This is a genomic window from Mesorhizobium sp. WSM4849 (assembly GCF_055811385.1).
The window spans coordinates 176,774-192,316 of the sequence record NZ_JBVVPW010000011.1 but is presented as its reverse complement, the minus strand read 5'-3'; the positions used below and the strand labels follow the sequence as shown (position 1 = coordinate 192,316).

Genomic DNA, 15,543 nt, shown 5'->3' with positions numbered 1-15,543 from the left:
TGACCCCACCTATCTTCAGGGCGTACACAAAGACGGAATGATCCGGAAGAAAGACGAAACGAGAAATACCATGAACCTGATCCGCAACTACCGCAACTGGCGCCGCTACCGGGACACCGTTTCCGAGCTGAGCCGCCTGAGCACCCGCGAACTGACCGACCTCGGCATCAGCCGCAGCGACATCCACTACGTCGCCCGCAAGGCGGTCTAATCCTCTTCGGACCGCAAATGGTCCGAACCAGTTTGACTTGAAAAGAGAACGACAATGAACCTGATCCGCAACTATCGTAACTGGCGCGTTTATCGCTCGACGGTTGCCGAGCTGGGTCGCCTTTCGAACCGCCAGCTGCATGATCTCGGCATCGTCCGCGAAGAGATCAAGAGCATCGCCCGCAAGGCGATCTAGTCAAGGAATTTCGCCAGGGTCGACCTCCTCCCCGACCCTGACGAATACGGTCAGCCTTCACCTCCTCCCGAGGGTTGACCACAAAAACGGCGCCCGCCGTACCTCCTCCCGCGGCGGGCGCTGTTTCCCCGGGACGAAATTTCGTCCCAGGGGCGAAAGGAATTTCGTCCCAAAAGGGTTTCGCCCCCTTTCATCAGGCGAACGGAATTTCGTCAAAGCCGACCTCCTCCCCGGCGATGACGAATACGGTCGATCTTCACCTCCTCCCGAGGATCGACCAGCAAAACGACACCCGCCGGACCTCCTCCCCCGGCGGGTGTTGTTTTTTTCAGGGTCGAGGCACTCTGGCAGCCGTTTTGGCGGCATGTCCCTGTCAGTCCAGCGCACCGCTTTCCAGAACGCCCCGTTTCTTCCACTGGCTCAACGGAAAAATGTCCGGTGCGCCGCCCATCGGCGCATACCAGGAATCCACCACCCATTCGGTGCCGCCGCGGTCGCTGATCACCGCCGTCCAATGGGGATAGCGTCCGTCGACAAACAGGCCTCGCGAAGCTTTGTCCTCGACCTTGTGAAACCTGAGCAGTTTTCGCTCGGCAAGATAGACCAGCAGCGCATGCGTATTGGTCGATTCGTCGACACAATCCATCTGGCCCCTGATGCGCGATGCACCGAATTCCGATTGCGGCAGATCGCGAATGCCGGTGGCCCGGAAAATGCGCTGCTCGAAATAGCGGACAGCCTTCGAAATAGCGGAACGCTCGGCCTGGGGCGAACCCGCACCCGCACGCAGGATAGCGCGGAAACGCGCGCCGTCACCGGGGCCAAGCGCCAGCATCGTGCGATAGTTGCAACTGTAGCCGTGACATATGGGGATCCGCCTGGAAGCCGTCGCGGCCAGTTCGCCGGCGGCGGCTGTTTCGCCCACGGCGATCAAGACTGTCAGAAATGCCGCTCTGGCAAAGACCCCGAGACTCCCGTCCATTCTCCGACAGTAGACGATTGCAGCACTTGGCGGCAACAGCGCCGCTAACCGGGGCAATTGCAATCGCAGCTACAAGCGACTATTTCGGCGCTCATGAGCAAGAATCCCATTCACGTCATCGGCGGCGGTCTCGCCGGCTCCGAAGCCGCTTGGCAGGCGGCCGAGGCCGGCGTTCCCGTTGTCCTGCATGAAATGCGTCCCGTCCGCGGCACCGATGCGCACAAGACGAATGGGCTGGCCGAGCTGGTCTGTTCCAATTCCTTCCGCTCCGACGATGCGCAGACCAACGCCGTCGGCCTGCTGCACGCCGAAATGCGGCTGGCCGGTTCGCTGATCATGAGCGCCGGCGACGCCCACCAGGTGCCGGCCGGCGGTGCGCTTGCCGTCGACCGCGACGGATTTTCCGAAGCGGTGACCAAAAAGCTCGAAGCGCATCCGCTCATCACCATCCGGCGCGAGGAAGTACCCGGCCTGCCGCCGGCGGACTGGGACCAGGCGATCATCGCCACGGGCCCGCTGACCTCACCTGGGCTCGCGCAATCGATTGCGGAAGTGACCGGCGCCGACGCGCTCGCCTTCTTCGATGCTATCGCGCCGATCGTCCATTTCGACACAATCGACATGAACATTTGCTGGTTCCAGTCACGCTACGACAAGGTCGGGCCCGGCGGCACCGGCAAGGACTACATCAACTGCCCGATGGATAAGGAGCAATATCTCGCCTTCGTAGGGGCGCTTGTGGCGGGCCAAAAGACCGAATTCAAGCAATGGGAAGGCACGCCCTATTTCGACGGCTGCCTGCCGATCGAGATCATGGCCGAGCGCGGCGTCGAGACGCTGCGCCATGGGCCGATGAAGCCGATGGGGCTTACCAATGCGCACAATCCATCGGTGAAGGCCTATGCCGTCGTGCAACTTCGACAGGACAATGCGCTGGGCACGCTCTACAACATGGTCGGCTTTCAGACCAAGCTGAAGCACGCCGAGCAGGTGCGCGTCTTCCGCACCATCCCGGGCCTCGAAAGCGCCGAATTCGCCCGCCTCGGCGGCCTGCACCGCAACACCTATATCAATTCGCCGACGCTGCTTGACCAATCGCTGCAGCTGAAGTCGCGGCCCGGCCTGCGCTTCGCCGGCCAGATCACCGGCTGCGAAGGCTATGTCGAAAGTGCCGCCATCGGCCTGCTTGCCGGGCGCTTTGCCGCCGCCGAGCGGTTGGGCCACGCGCCGGCGCTGCCGCCGATGACCACAGCTTTTGGGGCGCTGCTCAACCATATTACCGGCGGTCACATCGTTTCCGACGACGAGCCGGGAAAGCGCTCCTTCCAGCCGATGAACATCAATTTCGGCCTGTTTCCCCCTGTGGAAGCGCCGAAAGCCGAGGGAAAGCGCCTGCGCGGCAAGGACAAGACCGTCGCCAAGCGGCGTGCGGTGACGTCACGCGCACTGGCCGACTGCCGCGAATGGCTGGGACTTGCATCATTGGCGACGGAAGCGGCGGAGTAGTCCGCCTGTCTGTTCCTTGTCGATCGGGCGACAGGAGAGTAGGATAGTATCCCACCCTCCATCATAGGGAGCAATTCCATGGAGCCCGCCGAGAAACTGTCAGTCACCGTCACGCCCGCAATGGCGCGCATGATCCGCAAAAAAGTCGAGGACGGCTCCTTCGGATCGGCAAGCGAGGTCATCCGCGCAGCACTTCGCGCCTTCCAGCGCGAGGAGGAAGAGCATGCCGAGCGCATGGCCTCGATCAGGGCGCGCGTGAAGGCATCTATCGAGGACACGAGACCGAACCTTTCTGGGGAGGAGGTTCGCGACCGTCTTAAGGGATTTTTCGCGCAGTATTCGAGCCGCGCCGATGATTCGGCGGCTTGAGGTCGAGTATCGCGAAAGCGCCAGCGGTGATCTGGCAGCAATTTTCAGACACGTCGTCGAGGCTAGCGGAAGTGCTGACATCGCACTGAAATTCGTTCTGCGTATCGAAGACCGCTGCCAAAACATCGGCAATGCCCCTCGCGGTGGCCGCCCGCGCGACGACATCGTGCCAGGATTGCGAACAGTTCCGTTCGAGCATTCTGCCGTCATCGCTTACATGGTCGATCATGATCTCGTACGCATCGTCAACATCTTCTATGGCGGTCGCGACTACGAGACACTGATGCGCGATAGCGGGCCTAGCGAACCATCGTAATGAAAACGATTCTATGATCGCCGCCGCTTCATGGCTCCAGTTCGGCGCCAGATCAGCCGGTTGAAGCAGGCCAGCCTCGAGTCGCCCGGCGCAACAGCAGCCAATGGCGGCGCCAGGCCGAGAGCCGTGCCACGCCGCTCAGAGGTGACTGACGAGAACTTTCCATCTTGCCGAGATAGGCGCGCGACAAGGCCAGCGGCAAAAATGCCGGTCGCAGCGAAACCGGCAACGCCGATGCACCGCTTTCGAATGCTGCAAGATGCTCTTGCGCCAGCGCAATCATCGCCGCCACAGCGCGTTGCGCTCCAGGCCCACCATTGCCCGCAACGAACTCCTCCGGCGACGACCCTGCCGCGGCCAGAATGTCGGCCGGGACAAAGCACTGCCCGCGCTTGCGGTGCAATGGCAGCAGTAGCAAAAGGCCGGTCATCGCTTGTGCGCAACCTGCCCTGCCCGCAAGTTCGGCAAACCGCGGTGCTGCGACCGGATCGAGTACCATCGCTGCAAGCTGGATGAGCGCCGCTGCGGTCTCGCCGCAATAGCCTTCCAGATCGGTGCGCGACGGCATAGGGTCGTCATAGAGATCGAAAATACGGGCTTCGAGCATGTTCTCGAAGGCGGGTTTCGGCAGGTGGTGGGCGGAAATCGTAGCCTTTAACGCGTCCGCGACAGGATGGCCAACCCCGTCCCCATTGTCCTCGGTTGCGATGACATCGCGCCACCATTGCAGCCGCACCTCGCCGGGTAGCGCCTCGCGGATACGGTCGCGAATGCCTGATATCTCGGCATTGAAGGCATAGAGCGAAAAAAGTGCGTCACGCTTGTCCTCGGGCGCATAGAGCGCGCAAACATAGCGGTCATGGTCGGCGGCTCGCACCGTTTGCATGACGATTTTGGCGTTTTCGCTCACGTCACTCGACGGCAATCAGTGCGGCGGCCACCGCACGGTTTTCCGCAAGAAGAACATTGTAGGTCCGCACGGCAGCACCAGTCGACATCGGATCGGCCGCAATGCCCGCCGCCTTCAGCGCGGCACGCAACGCGGCCGGCAACGGCCTGAGGTCCTTGCCGCCGCCGACCAGCAGGATCTCGACCTTGTCAGCCTCGTTGAGCAGCTTGGCGAAATCCGCCGCCGTCAGTGCCAGGGGATCAGCCGGCTCCCAGCCATAGATGCCCGACGGCAGGCACAGGAGCGAGCCGCGATGCGACATGTCGGCGAAACGAAACCCGCCATTGCCATAGGCCTCGATCGGCGCACGGCCGGGGAAATGCGCTTCGCGGATGACGATGCCTTTTGCCACTAGTGGTCCGATTCTAACATTCGCATCCCATTCCAACAGCGTCGTTTGCGAATGTTAGAACGATAGGGACCACCAGCAAATAGATGTTTCTGCCGCGGCAATCGTCAGGTCGCCACGGCTTTGCCGCCGCTCACCGGCTTCTCCTCATCAGCCGTCGCGGCCTGCGGCCGCAGCTTGAACAGGATGAGCAGCGGGGCGGCGATAAAGATCGACGAATAGGTTCCGAAGACGACGCCGAACAGCATCGCCAGCGTGAACGAGCGGATCACCTCGCCGCCGAACAGCACCAGCGCCAGCAGCGCTAGCATCGTCGTCACCGAGGTCAGCGTCGTTCGCGACAGCGTCTCGTTGATGGCGTTGTTCAACAATTGCGGCAGCGGCATTCTCTTGTATTTTCGTAAGTCTTCGCGAACACGGTCATAGACGACGATCGTGTCATTAAGCGAATAGCCGATGATGGTGAGTATCGCTGCAAGCGACGACTGGTTGAATTCGAGACCGGTGATGACGAAAAAGCCGATCGTCATGACCACATCGTGGACTGTGGCGATGATGGCGCCGACCGCAAACTGCCATTCGAAGCGGAACCACACATAGATCAGGATTCCGAGCAGTGCGATGAGCATGGCGATGGTGCCTTGCTTGGCGAGTTCGCCGGAAACTGTCGGTCCCACCACCTCGACGCGGCGGAAATCGTAGTTGTCCTGCAACTCGCCGCGCACTTTGTCGATGACGGTCTGTTCGGCGTTCTCGCCACCCTCCTGCGTGCCGACGCGAATCAAGACGTCGTTCGGGTCGCCGAACTGCTGCACCTGCACTTCGCCGATGTTGAGTTCCGAAAGCCTGCCGCGGATGTCGGCAATATCGGCGGTGCCATCCTTGGCCTGGACCTCGATCAGCGAACCGCCCTTGAAGTCGATGCCGTAATTGATGTCGACTGTCATGAACAGCACGACCGACAGGATCGACAGCATGCTGGACAGCGCGAATGTCCAGCGGCGGATGCCCATGAACGGAATTCTCGTGCCCGGCGGGACGAAGGTCACCGGCGCGCGCGGCAATTCCTTCGGGCGAGCGCGGCGGAGCCAGATCGACACCAGCAGCCGGGTGAAGGTGAAGGCGGTGAAGACGGTGGTCAGAATGCCTATGGCGAAGGTTACAGCAAAGCCCTTTACTGGTCCGGTCCCGAGCCAGAACAGCACCACGGTCGCGATCAGCGAGGTGACGTTCGAATCGACGATGGTGGCCAGCGCTTTCGAAAAGCCCGTGTCGATCGCCTGGATTACCGAGCGACCGTTTCGCCGCTCCTCGCGGATGCGCTCGTAGATGAGAACGTTTGAATCGACCGCCATGCCGATGGTCAACACGATACCGGCGATGCCGGGCAATGTCAGTGTCGCGCCAAGCAACGACAACAACGCGATGATCATCGCCACATGCACCGCCAACGCGATATTGGCAATGAAGCCGAGAAAGCCATAGGCCACGAACATGAACACGACGACGAGGATGGAGCCGATCACGCCGGCGACTTTGCCGGCGTGAATGGAATCCTCGCCGAGCCCAGGGCCTACTGTGCGCTCTTCGATCACCGTCAGCGTCGCCGGCAGCGCGCCGGCACGCAACAACACGGCGAGGTCGTTGGCGCTCTCGGCGGTGAAATTGCCCGAGATCTGGCCGCTGCCGCCAAGGATCGGTTCGCGGATCTGCGGTGCCGAAATCACCTGATTGTCGAGGATAATGGCAAACAGCTTGCCGACATTCTGCGAGGTGGCCTGGCCGAAACGCGCCGCTCCCTTGGAATCGAAGGTGAACGAAACCACCGGCTCGTTGGTCTGGGAATTGTACGTCGCCTGCGCATCGACGAGATTTTCGCCCGAAACGATGACGCGGTTCTCGATCAGATATGGAACCGGCGGATCGTCCTGCGAATACAGAACCGAGGATCCCGCCGGCGGGCGACCGTTGAGCGCGTCCTGCACCGGCATCGACTGGTCGACCATCTGGAAGGTCAGCTTGGCGGTCTGGCCAAGAATTTCCTTCAGCCTTTGCGGATCCTGCAGGCCCGGCACCTGGACCAGAATGCGGTCGTCGCCTTGGCGTTGCACGATCGGCTCGGTGGTGCCGAGTTCGTTGACGCGGCGCTCGACGACCTCGAGCGACTGCGCCAGCGCCGTCGACGTGCGGTATTTGATGCCGGCGTCGGTAACGGTGAATTTGAGCAGGCCGGGCTCGGAATCATCCAGCGACATCTCCTGGACGGAGCCGCCGCTGAACAGGCCGGCGGCCACCGGGTCGGTCAGTGTCTTCAGCGCCGTCTTGGCGGCATCGACCTGACCGGGATCGGTGATGCGGACCTGCACGGTCCGGCCTGATCCGGCAAGGCCGGTGTAACCGATCTTGGCGTCGCGCAGCAGTGTCCTGATTTGGTCGCGCGTCGTCGCCAGCCGATCCTTGGTCAGATCGTTCGGATCCATCCTGAGCAGGATATGCGAGCCGCCCTGCAGATCGAGGCCGAGCGTCATCTGGCGCTTCGGCACCCAGTCGGGAAGCTTGGCCAGCGTGCTGGCTGAGAAAAGATTGGGCGCAGCGAAGATCACGGTGGCGGCCACGGCCAGCCAGATCAGGATCATCTTGAAGCGCGAGAAATAGAGCATATGGCGTCGTCCGTCAGGGCATTCTGGCGGATCGTTCCGCCTGGAATTGGGTTATTTCTTGGCGTTCTGGTTCGCCACCGGCTCGCCTCGGTCAGCATACGGGTGATTGTCGAGCACGAGGCAGTTCACTCTGGTGTTGCCATCGGGCTTTCTTCCACTATTGTCAATCTTGCCGGCAAGAGACCAGCGCGCAATGGCATCACGAGATCGTTGGCGCCCTGGACCGGGTGGCCAGCCAGATCAGAGTCGTCTCAAAGTGCGAAAATACAGCAAATGGCGTCGTCCGTCAGGGGCGTATCCGCGGACCGCTCCCCCAGAAATTTCGGCTATTTCTTGGCGTTCTGGTTCGCCACTGGCTCGCCCTTGACGCGCACATCGGCAATCGTCGAGCGCAGCGCCGTTACCTTGGTGCCACCGCCGAGATCGATCTCGAGCTCGTTGTCGTCAATCACCTTGGTCACCTTGCCGACAAAACCGCCGCCGGTGATGACCGTGTCGCCGCGGCGAACCGCCGCCAGCATCTCGCCGCGCTTCTTCAACTGCGTGCGCTGCGGCCGGATGATCAGAAAATACATGATCACGAAAATCAGGACAAACGGCAAAATGCTGATGAACATATCCGGGGAGGTGCCGACGCCTTGGGCATATGCCGGTGTCACGAACATCGAGGTACTCCTGAATTTTGAAAAACAGCCGCCAAACCGTCCTGGGGAAATTTGGCGGCCCCGTGAAATTTGGCCGGAATATAGTCGGTAAAGTTGCCAATGCAACTGCGGCCAGGCATTTCGGCTGCTTTTCGGGCTGGTTGAGCCGTGTTAGAGCATGATCCCGAAAAATGGAGCGCAGTTTCGGAAAAGATCATGCTCTAACAAAAGGTTGGAGCCGGTTCCGAAACCGCCGGAATCAAATAGGTTCCGTTGTCACGTCTTCCTGAATGCAGAAACAAAAAGACAAGAAATGACCGACAGCACCATCGAAGCCCTGAACAAGAAGCTCGACCGCCTGATCGAGGCGGTCGCCCGCCTCGCTCCGCCGCCGGTGCCGGAAACCGATCTCTGCGGGGCCGATTGCTTCGTCTGGCAGGCTGATCCCGGCTATCTGGAGCCGGTGCTCAAGGTCAACCGCGTCGACATCGGCCTGATCCGCGGCGTCGATCGCGTCCGCGACATACTGGTCGACAACACCGAGCGCTTCGCCGCCGGATACGCAGCCAACAATGTGCTGTTGTGGGGCGCGCGCGGCATGGGCAAGTCCTCGCTGGTCAAGGCCGTACATGCCGCGATCAACGCGTCGGCAAAGCTGGACCTGCCGCTCAAGCTCATCGAGATCCACCGCGAGGACATCGACACGCTGCCGAAGCTGATGAATTTGCTGAAGGCGGCACCTTACCGTTTCATCCTGTTTTGCGACGACCTCTCTTTCGACCACGACGACACGTCCTACAAGTCGCTGAAGGCGGCGCTCGAAGGCGGCGTCGAGGGCCGCCCGGAAAATGTGATCTTCTATGCCACGTCGAACCGGCGGCATCTGTTGCCGCGCGACATGATCGACAATGAGCGCTCGACCGCCATCAACCCGTCAGAGGCGGTCGAGGAAAAAGTCTCGCTGTCCGACCGTTTCGGCCTCTGGCTCGGCTTCCACAAATGCTCGCAAGACGAGTATCTCGATATGATCGACGGTTATATCAGCCATCACGGTCTTGTCATCGCTCCCGAGACGCTGCGCGCCGAGGCGCTGGAATGGGCGACGACGCGTGGCAGCCGTTCGGGCCGCGTTGCCTGGCAATTCACCCAGGATCTGGCAGGCCGGCTCGGCAAATCTCTCAAAGATTAGGGACAAGGACTGAAAAAGCCCGCCCCTGCAGGGGCGGGCTGAGCCGGCGGGCCGGACTGGAGGTCAGGCGGCGCGCAATCGCTTTTCTTGTTCTATTCGAGATAGGTCGAAGGGTCGATTTTCTTTTATACAAGATAGGTCGAAGGATCGACTTTCTTTTATTCAAGATAGGTCGAAGGATCGACTGGCGCCGAATTCTTGCGGACTTCGAAATGCAGTTTCGGCGAGTCGGTGGTGCCGCTCATCCCGGACTGCGCGATTTCCTGGCCGCGCTTGACCTTCTGGCCGCGCTGGACCTCGATCGAGCGGGCGTGGCCATAGACAGTGACCAACCCGTTCTCGTGGCGCACCAGAACCGTATTGCCGAATTCCTTGAGACCATCGCCGGCATAGATGACGACACCGTTCTCGGCCGCCTTGACCGGGGTTCCTTCCGGCACGGCGATGTCGACACCATCCTTGCCGCTGCCAAAGCTGGAGATCACGCGGCCGCGTACCGGCCAGCGCATCTTGCCGATACCGGTGGCGTTTGGCGCCACCGCGTCGTCGTCCTCGGCCTGCTGGATGACCTTCGCGGCCTTTTGGGGCGGCGTGTAGGCGGCGAGCGTCTCCGAAGGCGTGGTCTTTGCCGCAGGCGGGGTGGTGGCAGTCGTTACCGGATCGACCTTTGCCGGCTTGGCGCTGGCAACCGTCGCGGTTCCGCCGGCCGGCACCTTCAGGGTCTGGCCGATCTTGAGCAGACCGTCCTGCAAACCGTTCGCCTGCTTCAACACAACAACGCCGACGCCTGTCTTCCTGGCGATGGCCGACAGCGTATCGCCCTGCTGGACCGTGTAGGTGCCACCGGCACCAGCCGCCTTGGGTGCGGCGTCCTTCGGCTGGCTTGTTGCGGCCGATGCATCCACCTGCGCGGCGGACTTGCCCTCCCTGAGCTTCGGCTGCTGCGGCAGCACGGCCACCATCTCCGGCGCCTTGGCCGGCAAATCGTGCTTGGTGTCGTTCGCAGGCTTGGCGTCCGCAAGCTTCGGCGCCGGTTTCTTGCCTGAATAGGCATAGGCCGGAATGACGAGCTTCTGGCCGGTCTTCAGCCCGTTGGTCGCGCTTAGCCCATTGACCTTCATGAGGGCATCGGCCGGCACGCCGTAGCGCCGCGACAGGCCGGAAATGGTCTCGCCGTCCTTGACGATGATTTCGGTGGCACGCGGTTCGCCGCCTGCCGTCGCCATGCGCGGATCATCAGGCTGTGCGTTCTTGAACGGCTTTGCCGCTGTCCCGGTCGCAGTACGGTCGACCTGTGCGGCGGCGGGCACAGAAGCGGTGCGAGCCGGACTGGCGGCGGGGGCCGGCTGCGACTGGCTGACCGGCGGCAGTTGCTGCGTCGTAACCGGTTCAAGGCTTGAGCGGCTGACCGACTGGGTATGGCTGCCGTCGAGCGGCGCGGCCGACACCGGCGCATCACCCGGATAAGGCTGGGCGGCGTCCTGCTTGTCGATGATGGCGCGCTGGTTGTTGGTCGAGGAGGTGAAGACGTCGTCGACGCTGTTGAACCGCGAGACCTGGGAACTGCATCCCGCCGCGGTGCCCGCAACCATAAGGACAGCGAAACCACGCGCCAGATTGCGTCCGTTTGCCTTCAAAATACTGAATTGCATCGCTTTTACCCGCAGATACCCGGTACAGACTGACCGTGATTAAAGCGCGTTAATGTTACCGGTCGGTTAAACCTTTAGAATCAGACGCAAATTTTCTTAAAATATTTAAGGCTGCCTGTTTGGGGTATGTCGAGATTCAGGTCAGGCCGCGCCGGAGTCGAAGAATTGGCCGAAGGCCTCAGCTTCGTCATCCTAGGGCGGAGCAGGAGCGAAGCTCCGTCGCGGAGACCCTAGGATCCATTCCGTTACCTTAGCCGAAGAATGCAGGGGAACAGCATTCTGCACCGTTGCAACGCCTTGATGGCGCGTCATGGATCCTAGGGTCTGCGCTGCGTCGCTTCGCTCCTTGCTGGGCCCTAGGATGACGACCGAGAGGCTTCGGCTGATCGATCCCCAAGCGCGCGATGCGTCGGATAATCAGATGACCGCGGCTACGCTGCGCAGGATCGGCTGCAGGCGGACGAGACCGATGTCCTCGCGTTCGAAGCGGCTGCCGACCTTGGTCAGTTTGGCCAGCACCTGCTCGCCCTCCTCGGGTCCGATCGGAGCGATGACGATGCCGCCGCTCGACAATTGGTCGAGCAGGAAGCGCGGCAGGCTGTCGAAGGCCGCCCATGCGACGATGCGATCGAACGGCGCTTCATTGGCCAGTCCGTTCGAGCCGTCCGCCTGGCGCACGATGACATTGCCGATGCCGAGCGCGTCGAAGCGCTGCTTGGCCTGCTCGGCCAGCGTCTTGTAGCGGTCGACGGTGACGACCCGCGCAGCAAGCCGCGACATCACCGCCGCCGTGTAGCCCGACCCGGTGCCGATCTCGAGCACGCGGTTGCCCGGTTCGATGGCAAGTGCTGCGATCACCGCAGCTTGCAGATCGGCGCCCTCGATCGCCTCGCCGCATTCGATCGGCAGCATGCGGTCCGACCAGGCGATCGGATGGAACTGCGCGGAAAGGAAGCCGCGCCTCGGCGTCGCCTCGAAGGCGGCGATCAGCGCCTTCGGCACCACGCCCTTGCCACGCAGGCGGAGCAGGAAAGCGGCGAAGCCTTCGCGGTCGTCGACCGTCGGACCATGGTTCAGGTTCATGCGAGCGCCTTGGTCAGTTGATCGCGGATTTCATGAGCGGTGAGATCGAGCTGCAGCGGCGTCACCGATACCTGCTGGTTGCGCATGGCGTGGAGGTCGGTGCCTTGCTTGCCCTCGACCGGCTCGCGGCCGAAGCGCAGCCAATAATAGGGAAGCCCGCGCCCATCGCGGCGCTCATCGACCCACAGGCTGTGGACGAGCTTGCCTTGCGTTGTGACCACCGTGCCGGCGATCTCTTCTGGCGCGCAATTCGGAAAATTGACGTTGAGCAGCACGCCGTCCGGCAGCGGCATGGCGACAAGCTTCTTGAGCAGCGCCGGCGCCAGCGCCTCGGTGGTCTCATAGGGAACGACGCGATCCTCGCCGAGATAGGAATAGGCCTGGCTGAGCGCGATCGAACGCACGCCAAGCAGCGCGCCTTCCATGGCGCCGGCAACGGTGCCCGAATAGGTGACGTCGTCGGCGATGTTGGCGCCGGAATTGACGCCGGACAGGATCAGGTCGGGTGCTGCAGGCAGGATCTTCTTCACGCCCATGATGACGCAGTCGGTCGGCGTGCCGCGCACGGCGAAGTGTTTTTCGCCGATCTTGCGCAGGCGCAGCGGCTCCGAGATCGACAGCGAGTGCGCGTAGCCGGACTGGTCCTGCTCCGGCGCCACCACCCAGACGTCGTCCGACAGCGTGCGGGCGATGCGTTCGAGCGATGCAAGGCCCTCGGCATGGATGCCGTCATCGTTGGTCAGGAGGATGCGCATTATTTTGATTCGATCTTTTCCAGACCGCCCATGTAAGGCCGAAGCGCTTCAGGAATGGTTACGCTGCCATCCTCATTCTGATAGTTTTCGATGACAGCAATCAGAGCGCGGCCGACGGCGGTGCCGGAGCCGTTCAGCGTGTGGACAAAGCGGTTGCCCTTGCCGTCCTTGTCCTTGTAGCGGGCGTCCATGCGCCGCGCCTGGAAATCGCCGCAGACCGAGCATGACGAAATCTCGCGATAGGCGTTCTGGCCCGGCAGCCAGACCTCGATGTCATAGGTCTTGCGCGCGCCGAAGCCCATGTCGCCGGTGCACAGCGTCATGGTGCGGAACGGCAGGCCAAGACGCTTCAGCACTTCCTCGGCGCATTCAGTCATCCGCTCGTGCTCGGCGAGCGAGGAGTCCTGGTCGGTGATCGACACCAGTTCGACCTTGTAGAACTGGTGCTGACGCAGCATGCCGCGCGTATCGCGTCCGGCCGAGCCCGCTTCCGAACGGAAGCACGGCGTCAGCGCGGTATAGCGCAGCGGCAGTTTTTCATGCGGCGTGATTTCTTCGCGCACTAGATTGGTCAGAGGGACTTCGGCGGTGGGGATGAGCCATCGGTCCGAGAGCAAACCGTTGCTGTCTTCCGAGCCATCGACAACTGAGTTCAAAAAATCCGCAAAATACTCGACACTTTCCAAGGTCGTATCGCCGAAGCCGTCAGCAAGAGCTTGATACAGCGCCTCACTTTCTGGATCCGCGCGTCTGGTGCTCAGATATTTTACAAGTTTTGGAAAGAGATCGATTTGGTTCAATATTCCGGGAATGACTGCGGTATGTTCTTCCATACCGTAATGGGCATGGCTGCTTTCGTCGTGAATTCTATACAAATCTAGTGCGAATTTTGGCAGTTGTCCTGTTCCATACATAGTCGCCGAATTCACCATCAGCGGCGGCTGGATCTCCTCATAGCCATGCTCGGTCGTATGCAGGTCCAGCATGAACTGGCCGAGTGCACGTTCCATCCGTGCCAGCCCGTCTTTCAACACGGTGAACCGCGAGCCGGACAGTTTCGCCGCCCGCTCAAAATCCATCATGCCGAGCGCTTCGCCGATCTCGAAATGCTCTCTGACCCAGTTCGGGCGGGTCGGCACCTTGCCGACGATGCGCTTGACGACATTGTCGTGCTCGTCCTTGCCGACCGGCACGTCGTCGAGCGGCACGTTGGGCAGCACCGCCAGCGCATCGGTCAGCGCCTTGTCGAGCTCGCGTTCGCGCGCCTCGCCGTTCTGGATGAAAGCCTTGATCTCGCCGACCTCGGTCTTCAGCCTTTCGGCAAGAGCGGCGTCACCCGAACGCACGGCGTTGCCGATCTCCTTCGAAGCAGCGTTGCGGCGCTCCTGCCTGGTCTGCAGATCGGTCAGATGTTCGCGCCGCGCCTCGTCCCTGGCGATCAGATCATCGACCGTGGACTGCGCGTCCTCGCTGGACCACGAGCGCTTCCTGAGCGCCTCGACAAGGGCCTTCGGGTTGTCGCGAATCCATTTGATGTCAAGCATGGTCCTGAACGCTCCTGAGCTAGGTCAGAGGGCGTAAACCGCATCCTTGACCGATGCAAGATGTCAAGATCGAGTTCCTTCGCGCCCCCACTGTCCTGCCGGACATCTCCCCCACGGGTGGGGAGATTGGCTGTCATCACGGGCTTTCGCCAATTTTCCGGCGTTGAAGAAGCGGGCCGTCGACGAAGCTGCCAATCTTCCTCCTTGTGGGGGAGATGCCAAGTTTTGGCAAAGAGGGCAGGACAGAGGGGGTCGCTGTCCCGCAGATTTCGAAGATAGTGCTACCCGCCTGATGCAGCCTACGTCGACGACGCGTCCGCTGCCTTTTCGGCCGCCGCTTCCGCAGCTTCCCGCTTCTCGCGCGCCAGACGTTCCCGTTCTTTGCTGCGCTCGATCAGCCGGGCCGACCAGATCGAGACCTCGTAGAGAAGGATCGTGGGAACGGCCAGGCCGATCTGGCTTATCGGGTCGGGCGGTGTCAGCACAGCCGCCACGACGAAGGCGATGACGATAGCCCATTTGCGCTTTTCGACCAGCGCTTCGGACGACAGCATGCCCACCCGCGTCATCAGGCTGGTCACCACCGGCAACTGGAACACCAGGCCGAAGGAGAAGATCAGCGTCATGATCAGACTGAGATATTCCGACACTTTCGGCAGCAGCGAAATCTGCACCTGGTCGTCATTGCCGGCCTGCTGCATGGCGAGGAAGAACCACATCACCATCGGCGTGAAGAAGAAATAGACCAGCGACGCGCCCATCAGGAACAGGATCGGCGAAGCGATCAGGAACGGCAGGAAAGCGTTGCGTTCGTTCTTGTATAGGCCGGGCGCGATGAATTTATAGATCTGCGTGGCGATCAGCGGAAAGGCAATCACCATGCCGCCGAACATCGCCAGCTTGACCTGGGTGAAGAAGAATTCCTGCGGCGCCGTGTAGATAAGCTCGACCTTGTGCGGGTCGAGCCCTGCCCATTGAGTCGCCCATTTGAACGGGACCACCAATAGGTTGAACAGTTGCTTGGCGAAGAAGAAGCAGAACAGGAAGGCAACGAAGAACCCGCCGATCGACCACATCAGCCGTCGGCGCAATTCGATCAGATGCTCCATCAGCGGAGCCGCCGATTTATCGATCTCATC

16 protein-coding genes are annotated in these 15,543 nt (G+C 61.6%); 6 read left to right on the top strand and 10 right to left on the bottom strand.

From position 1 onward, the window contains the following. Nucleotides 1-70 precede the first annotated feature (70 nt). Both AC0L3L_RS14880 and AC0L3L_RS14875 read left to right on the top strand, forming a co-directional pair. Nucleotides 71-211 (top strand): DUF1127 domain-containing protein, encoded by a 141-nt coding sequence (locus AC0L3L_RS14880; protein WP_091596947.1) that lies wholly within the window; start codon nt 71-73, stop codon nt 209-211. Between the two features lie 54 nt (nt 212-265). After that, on the top strand, nt 266-406 hold the full coding sequence (locus tag AC0L3L_RS14875; RefSeq protein ID WP_473638131.1) for a DUF1127 domain-containing protein: 141 nt from the start codon (nt 266-268) through the stop codon (nt 404-406). Between the two features lie 373 nt (nt 407-779). On the opposite strand, the gene AC0L3L_RS14870 is transcribed toward AC0L3L_RS14875, so the two are convergent. Further along, nucleotides 780-1,331 (bottom strand): hypothetical protein, encoded by a 552-nt coding sequence (locus AC0L3L_RS14870; RefSeq protein WP_473638130.1) that lies wholly within the window; start codon nt 1,329-1,331, stop codon nt 780-782. Nucleotides 1,332-1,481: 150 nt separating this feature from the next. Here AC0L3L_RS14870 and trmFO point away from each other — a divergent pair, with 150 nt between their 5' ends. The 3 genes from trmFO (at nt 1,482) to AC0L3L_RS14855 (ending at nt 3,579) form a co-directional block, all read left to right on the top strand. Then, nucleotides 1,482-2,894 carry a methylenetetrahydrofolate--tRNA-(uracil(54)-C(5))-methyltransferase (FADH(2)-oxidizing) TrmFO gene (gene trmFO, locus AC0L3L_RS14865; protein ID WP_473527559.1) on the top strand — a complete coding sequence of 471 codons (1,413 nt, stop codon included), beginning with the start codon at nt 1,482-1,484 and terminating at the stop codon, nt 2,892-2,894. Nucleotides 2,895-2,972: 78 nt separating this feature from the next. Further along, nucleotides 2,973-3,263 (top strand): type II toxin-antitoxin system ParD family antitoxin, encoded by a 291-nt coding sequence (locus tag AC0L3L_RS14860; protein WP_473489573.1) that lies wholly within the window; start codon nt 2,973-2,975, stop codon nt 3,261-3,263. Then, nucleotides 3,247-3,579 carry a type II toxin-antitoxin system RelE/ParE family toxin gene (locus AC0L3L_RS14855; RefSeq protein WP_473638129.1) on the top strand — a complete coding sequence of 111 codons (333 nt, stop codon included), beginning with the start codon at nt 3,247-3,249 and terminating at the stop codon, nt 3,577-3,579. Before AC0L3L_RS14860 ends, AC0L3L_RS14855 begins: the two co-directional genes overlap by 17 nt. 52 nt (nt 3,580-3,631) lie before the next feature. Here the strand turns inward: AC0L3L_RS14855 and AC0L3L_RS14850 are convergent, their stop codons facing one another. The 4 genes from AC0L3L_RS14850 to yajC all read right to left on the bottom strand — a co-directional run bounded on the left by AC0L3L_RS14850 (nt 3,632) and on the right by yajC (nt 8,202). Next, on the bottom strand, nt 3,632-4,489 hold the full coding sequence (locus AC0L3L_RS14850; RefSeq protein ID WP_473638128.1) for a phytoene/squalene synthase family protein: 858 nt from the start codon (nt 4,487-4,489) through the stop codon (nt 3,632-3,634). 1 nt (nt 4,490) lies between these two features. Further along, the gene (locus AC0L3L_RS14845; protein ID WP_473638127.1) at nt 4,491-4,880 is read right to left on the bottom strand and encodes an Mth938-like domain-containing protein; all 390 of its coding nucleotides are present in this window, start codon (nt 4,878-4,880) and stop codon (nt 4,491-4,493) included. Between the two features lie 104 nt (nt 4,881-4,984). Then, nucleotides 4,985-7,537 (bottom strand): protein translocase subunit SecDF, encoded by a 2,553-nt coding sequence (gene secDF, locus AC0L3L_RS14840; RefSeq protein ID WP_473638126.1) that lies wholly within the window; start codon nt 7,535-7,537, stop codon nt 4,985-4,987. Nucleotides 7,538-7,863: 326 nt separating this feature from the next. Continuing rightward, entirely contained in the window at nt 7,864-8,202 is a 339-nt protein-coding gene (gene yajC, locus AC0L3L_RS14835; RefSeq protein ID WP_065007771.1) for a preprotein translocase subunit YajC, read from the bottom strand. Nucleotides 8,203-8,494: 292 nt separating this feature from the next. Here yajC and AC0L3L_RS14830 point away from each other — a divergent pair, with 292 nt between their 5' ends. Then, nucleotides 8,495-9,370, top strand: coding sequence for an ATP-binding protein (locus AC0L3L_RS14830; protein WP_473638125.1), 876 nt, complete (start codon nt 8,495-8,497; stop codon nt 9,368-9,370). 158 nt (nt 9,371-9,528) lie between these two features. Here the strand turns inward: AC0L3L_RS14830 and AC0L3L_RS14825 are convergent, their stop codons facing one another. The 5 genes from AC0L3L_RS14825 to tatC form a co-directional block, all read right to left on the bottom strand. Then, a complete protein-coding gene (locus tag AC0L3L_RS14825; protein WP_473638124.1) occupies nt 9,529-11,022 on the bottom strand; it encodes a peptidoglycan DD-metalloendopeptidase family protein in 1,494 nt (497 codons plus the stop codon). A 417-nt stretch (nt 11,023-11,439) separates the two neighbouring features. Next, nucleotides 11,440-12,105, bottom strand: a complete 666-nt coding sequence (locus tag AC0L3L_RS14820) for a protein-L-isoaspartate(D-aspartate) O-methyltransferase (protein WP_208867856.1) — start codon at nt 12,103-12,105, stop codon at nt 11,440-11,442. After that, nucleotides 12,102-12,860, bottom strand: coding sequence for a 5'/3'-nucleotidase SurE (gene surE, locus AC0L3L_RS14815; protein ID WP_473638123.1), 759 nt, complete (start codon nt 12,858-12,860; stop codon nt 12,102-12,104). Before surE ends, AC0L3L_RS14820 begins: the two co-directional genes overlap by 4 nt. Further along, nucleotides 12,860-14,404, bottom strand: coding sequence for a serine--tRNA ligase (serS, locus tag AC0L3L_RS14810; protein WP_473638122.1), 1,545 nt, complete (start codon nt 14,402-14,404; stop codon nt 12,860-12,862). Before serS ends, surE begins: the two co-directional genes overlap by 1 nt. Before the next feature lie 299 nt (nt 14,405-14,703). Further along, a complete protein-coding gene (gene tatC / locus AC0L3L_RS14805; RefSeq protein ID WP_473638157.1) occupies nt 14,704-15,513 on the bottom strand; it encodes a twin-arginine translocase subunit TatC in 810 nt (269 codons plus the stop codon). Nucleotides 15,514-15,543: the final 30 nt, after the last annotated feature.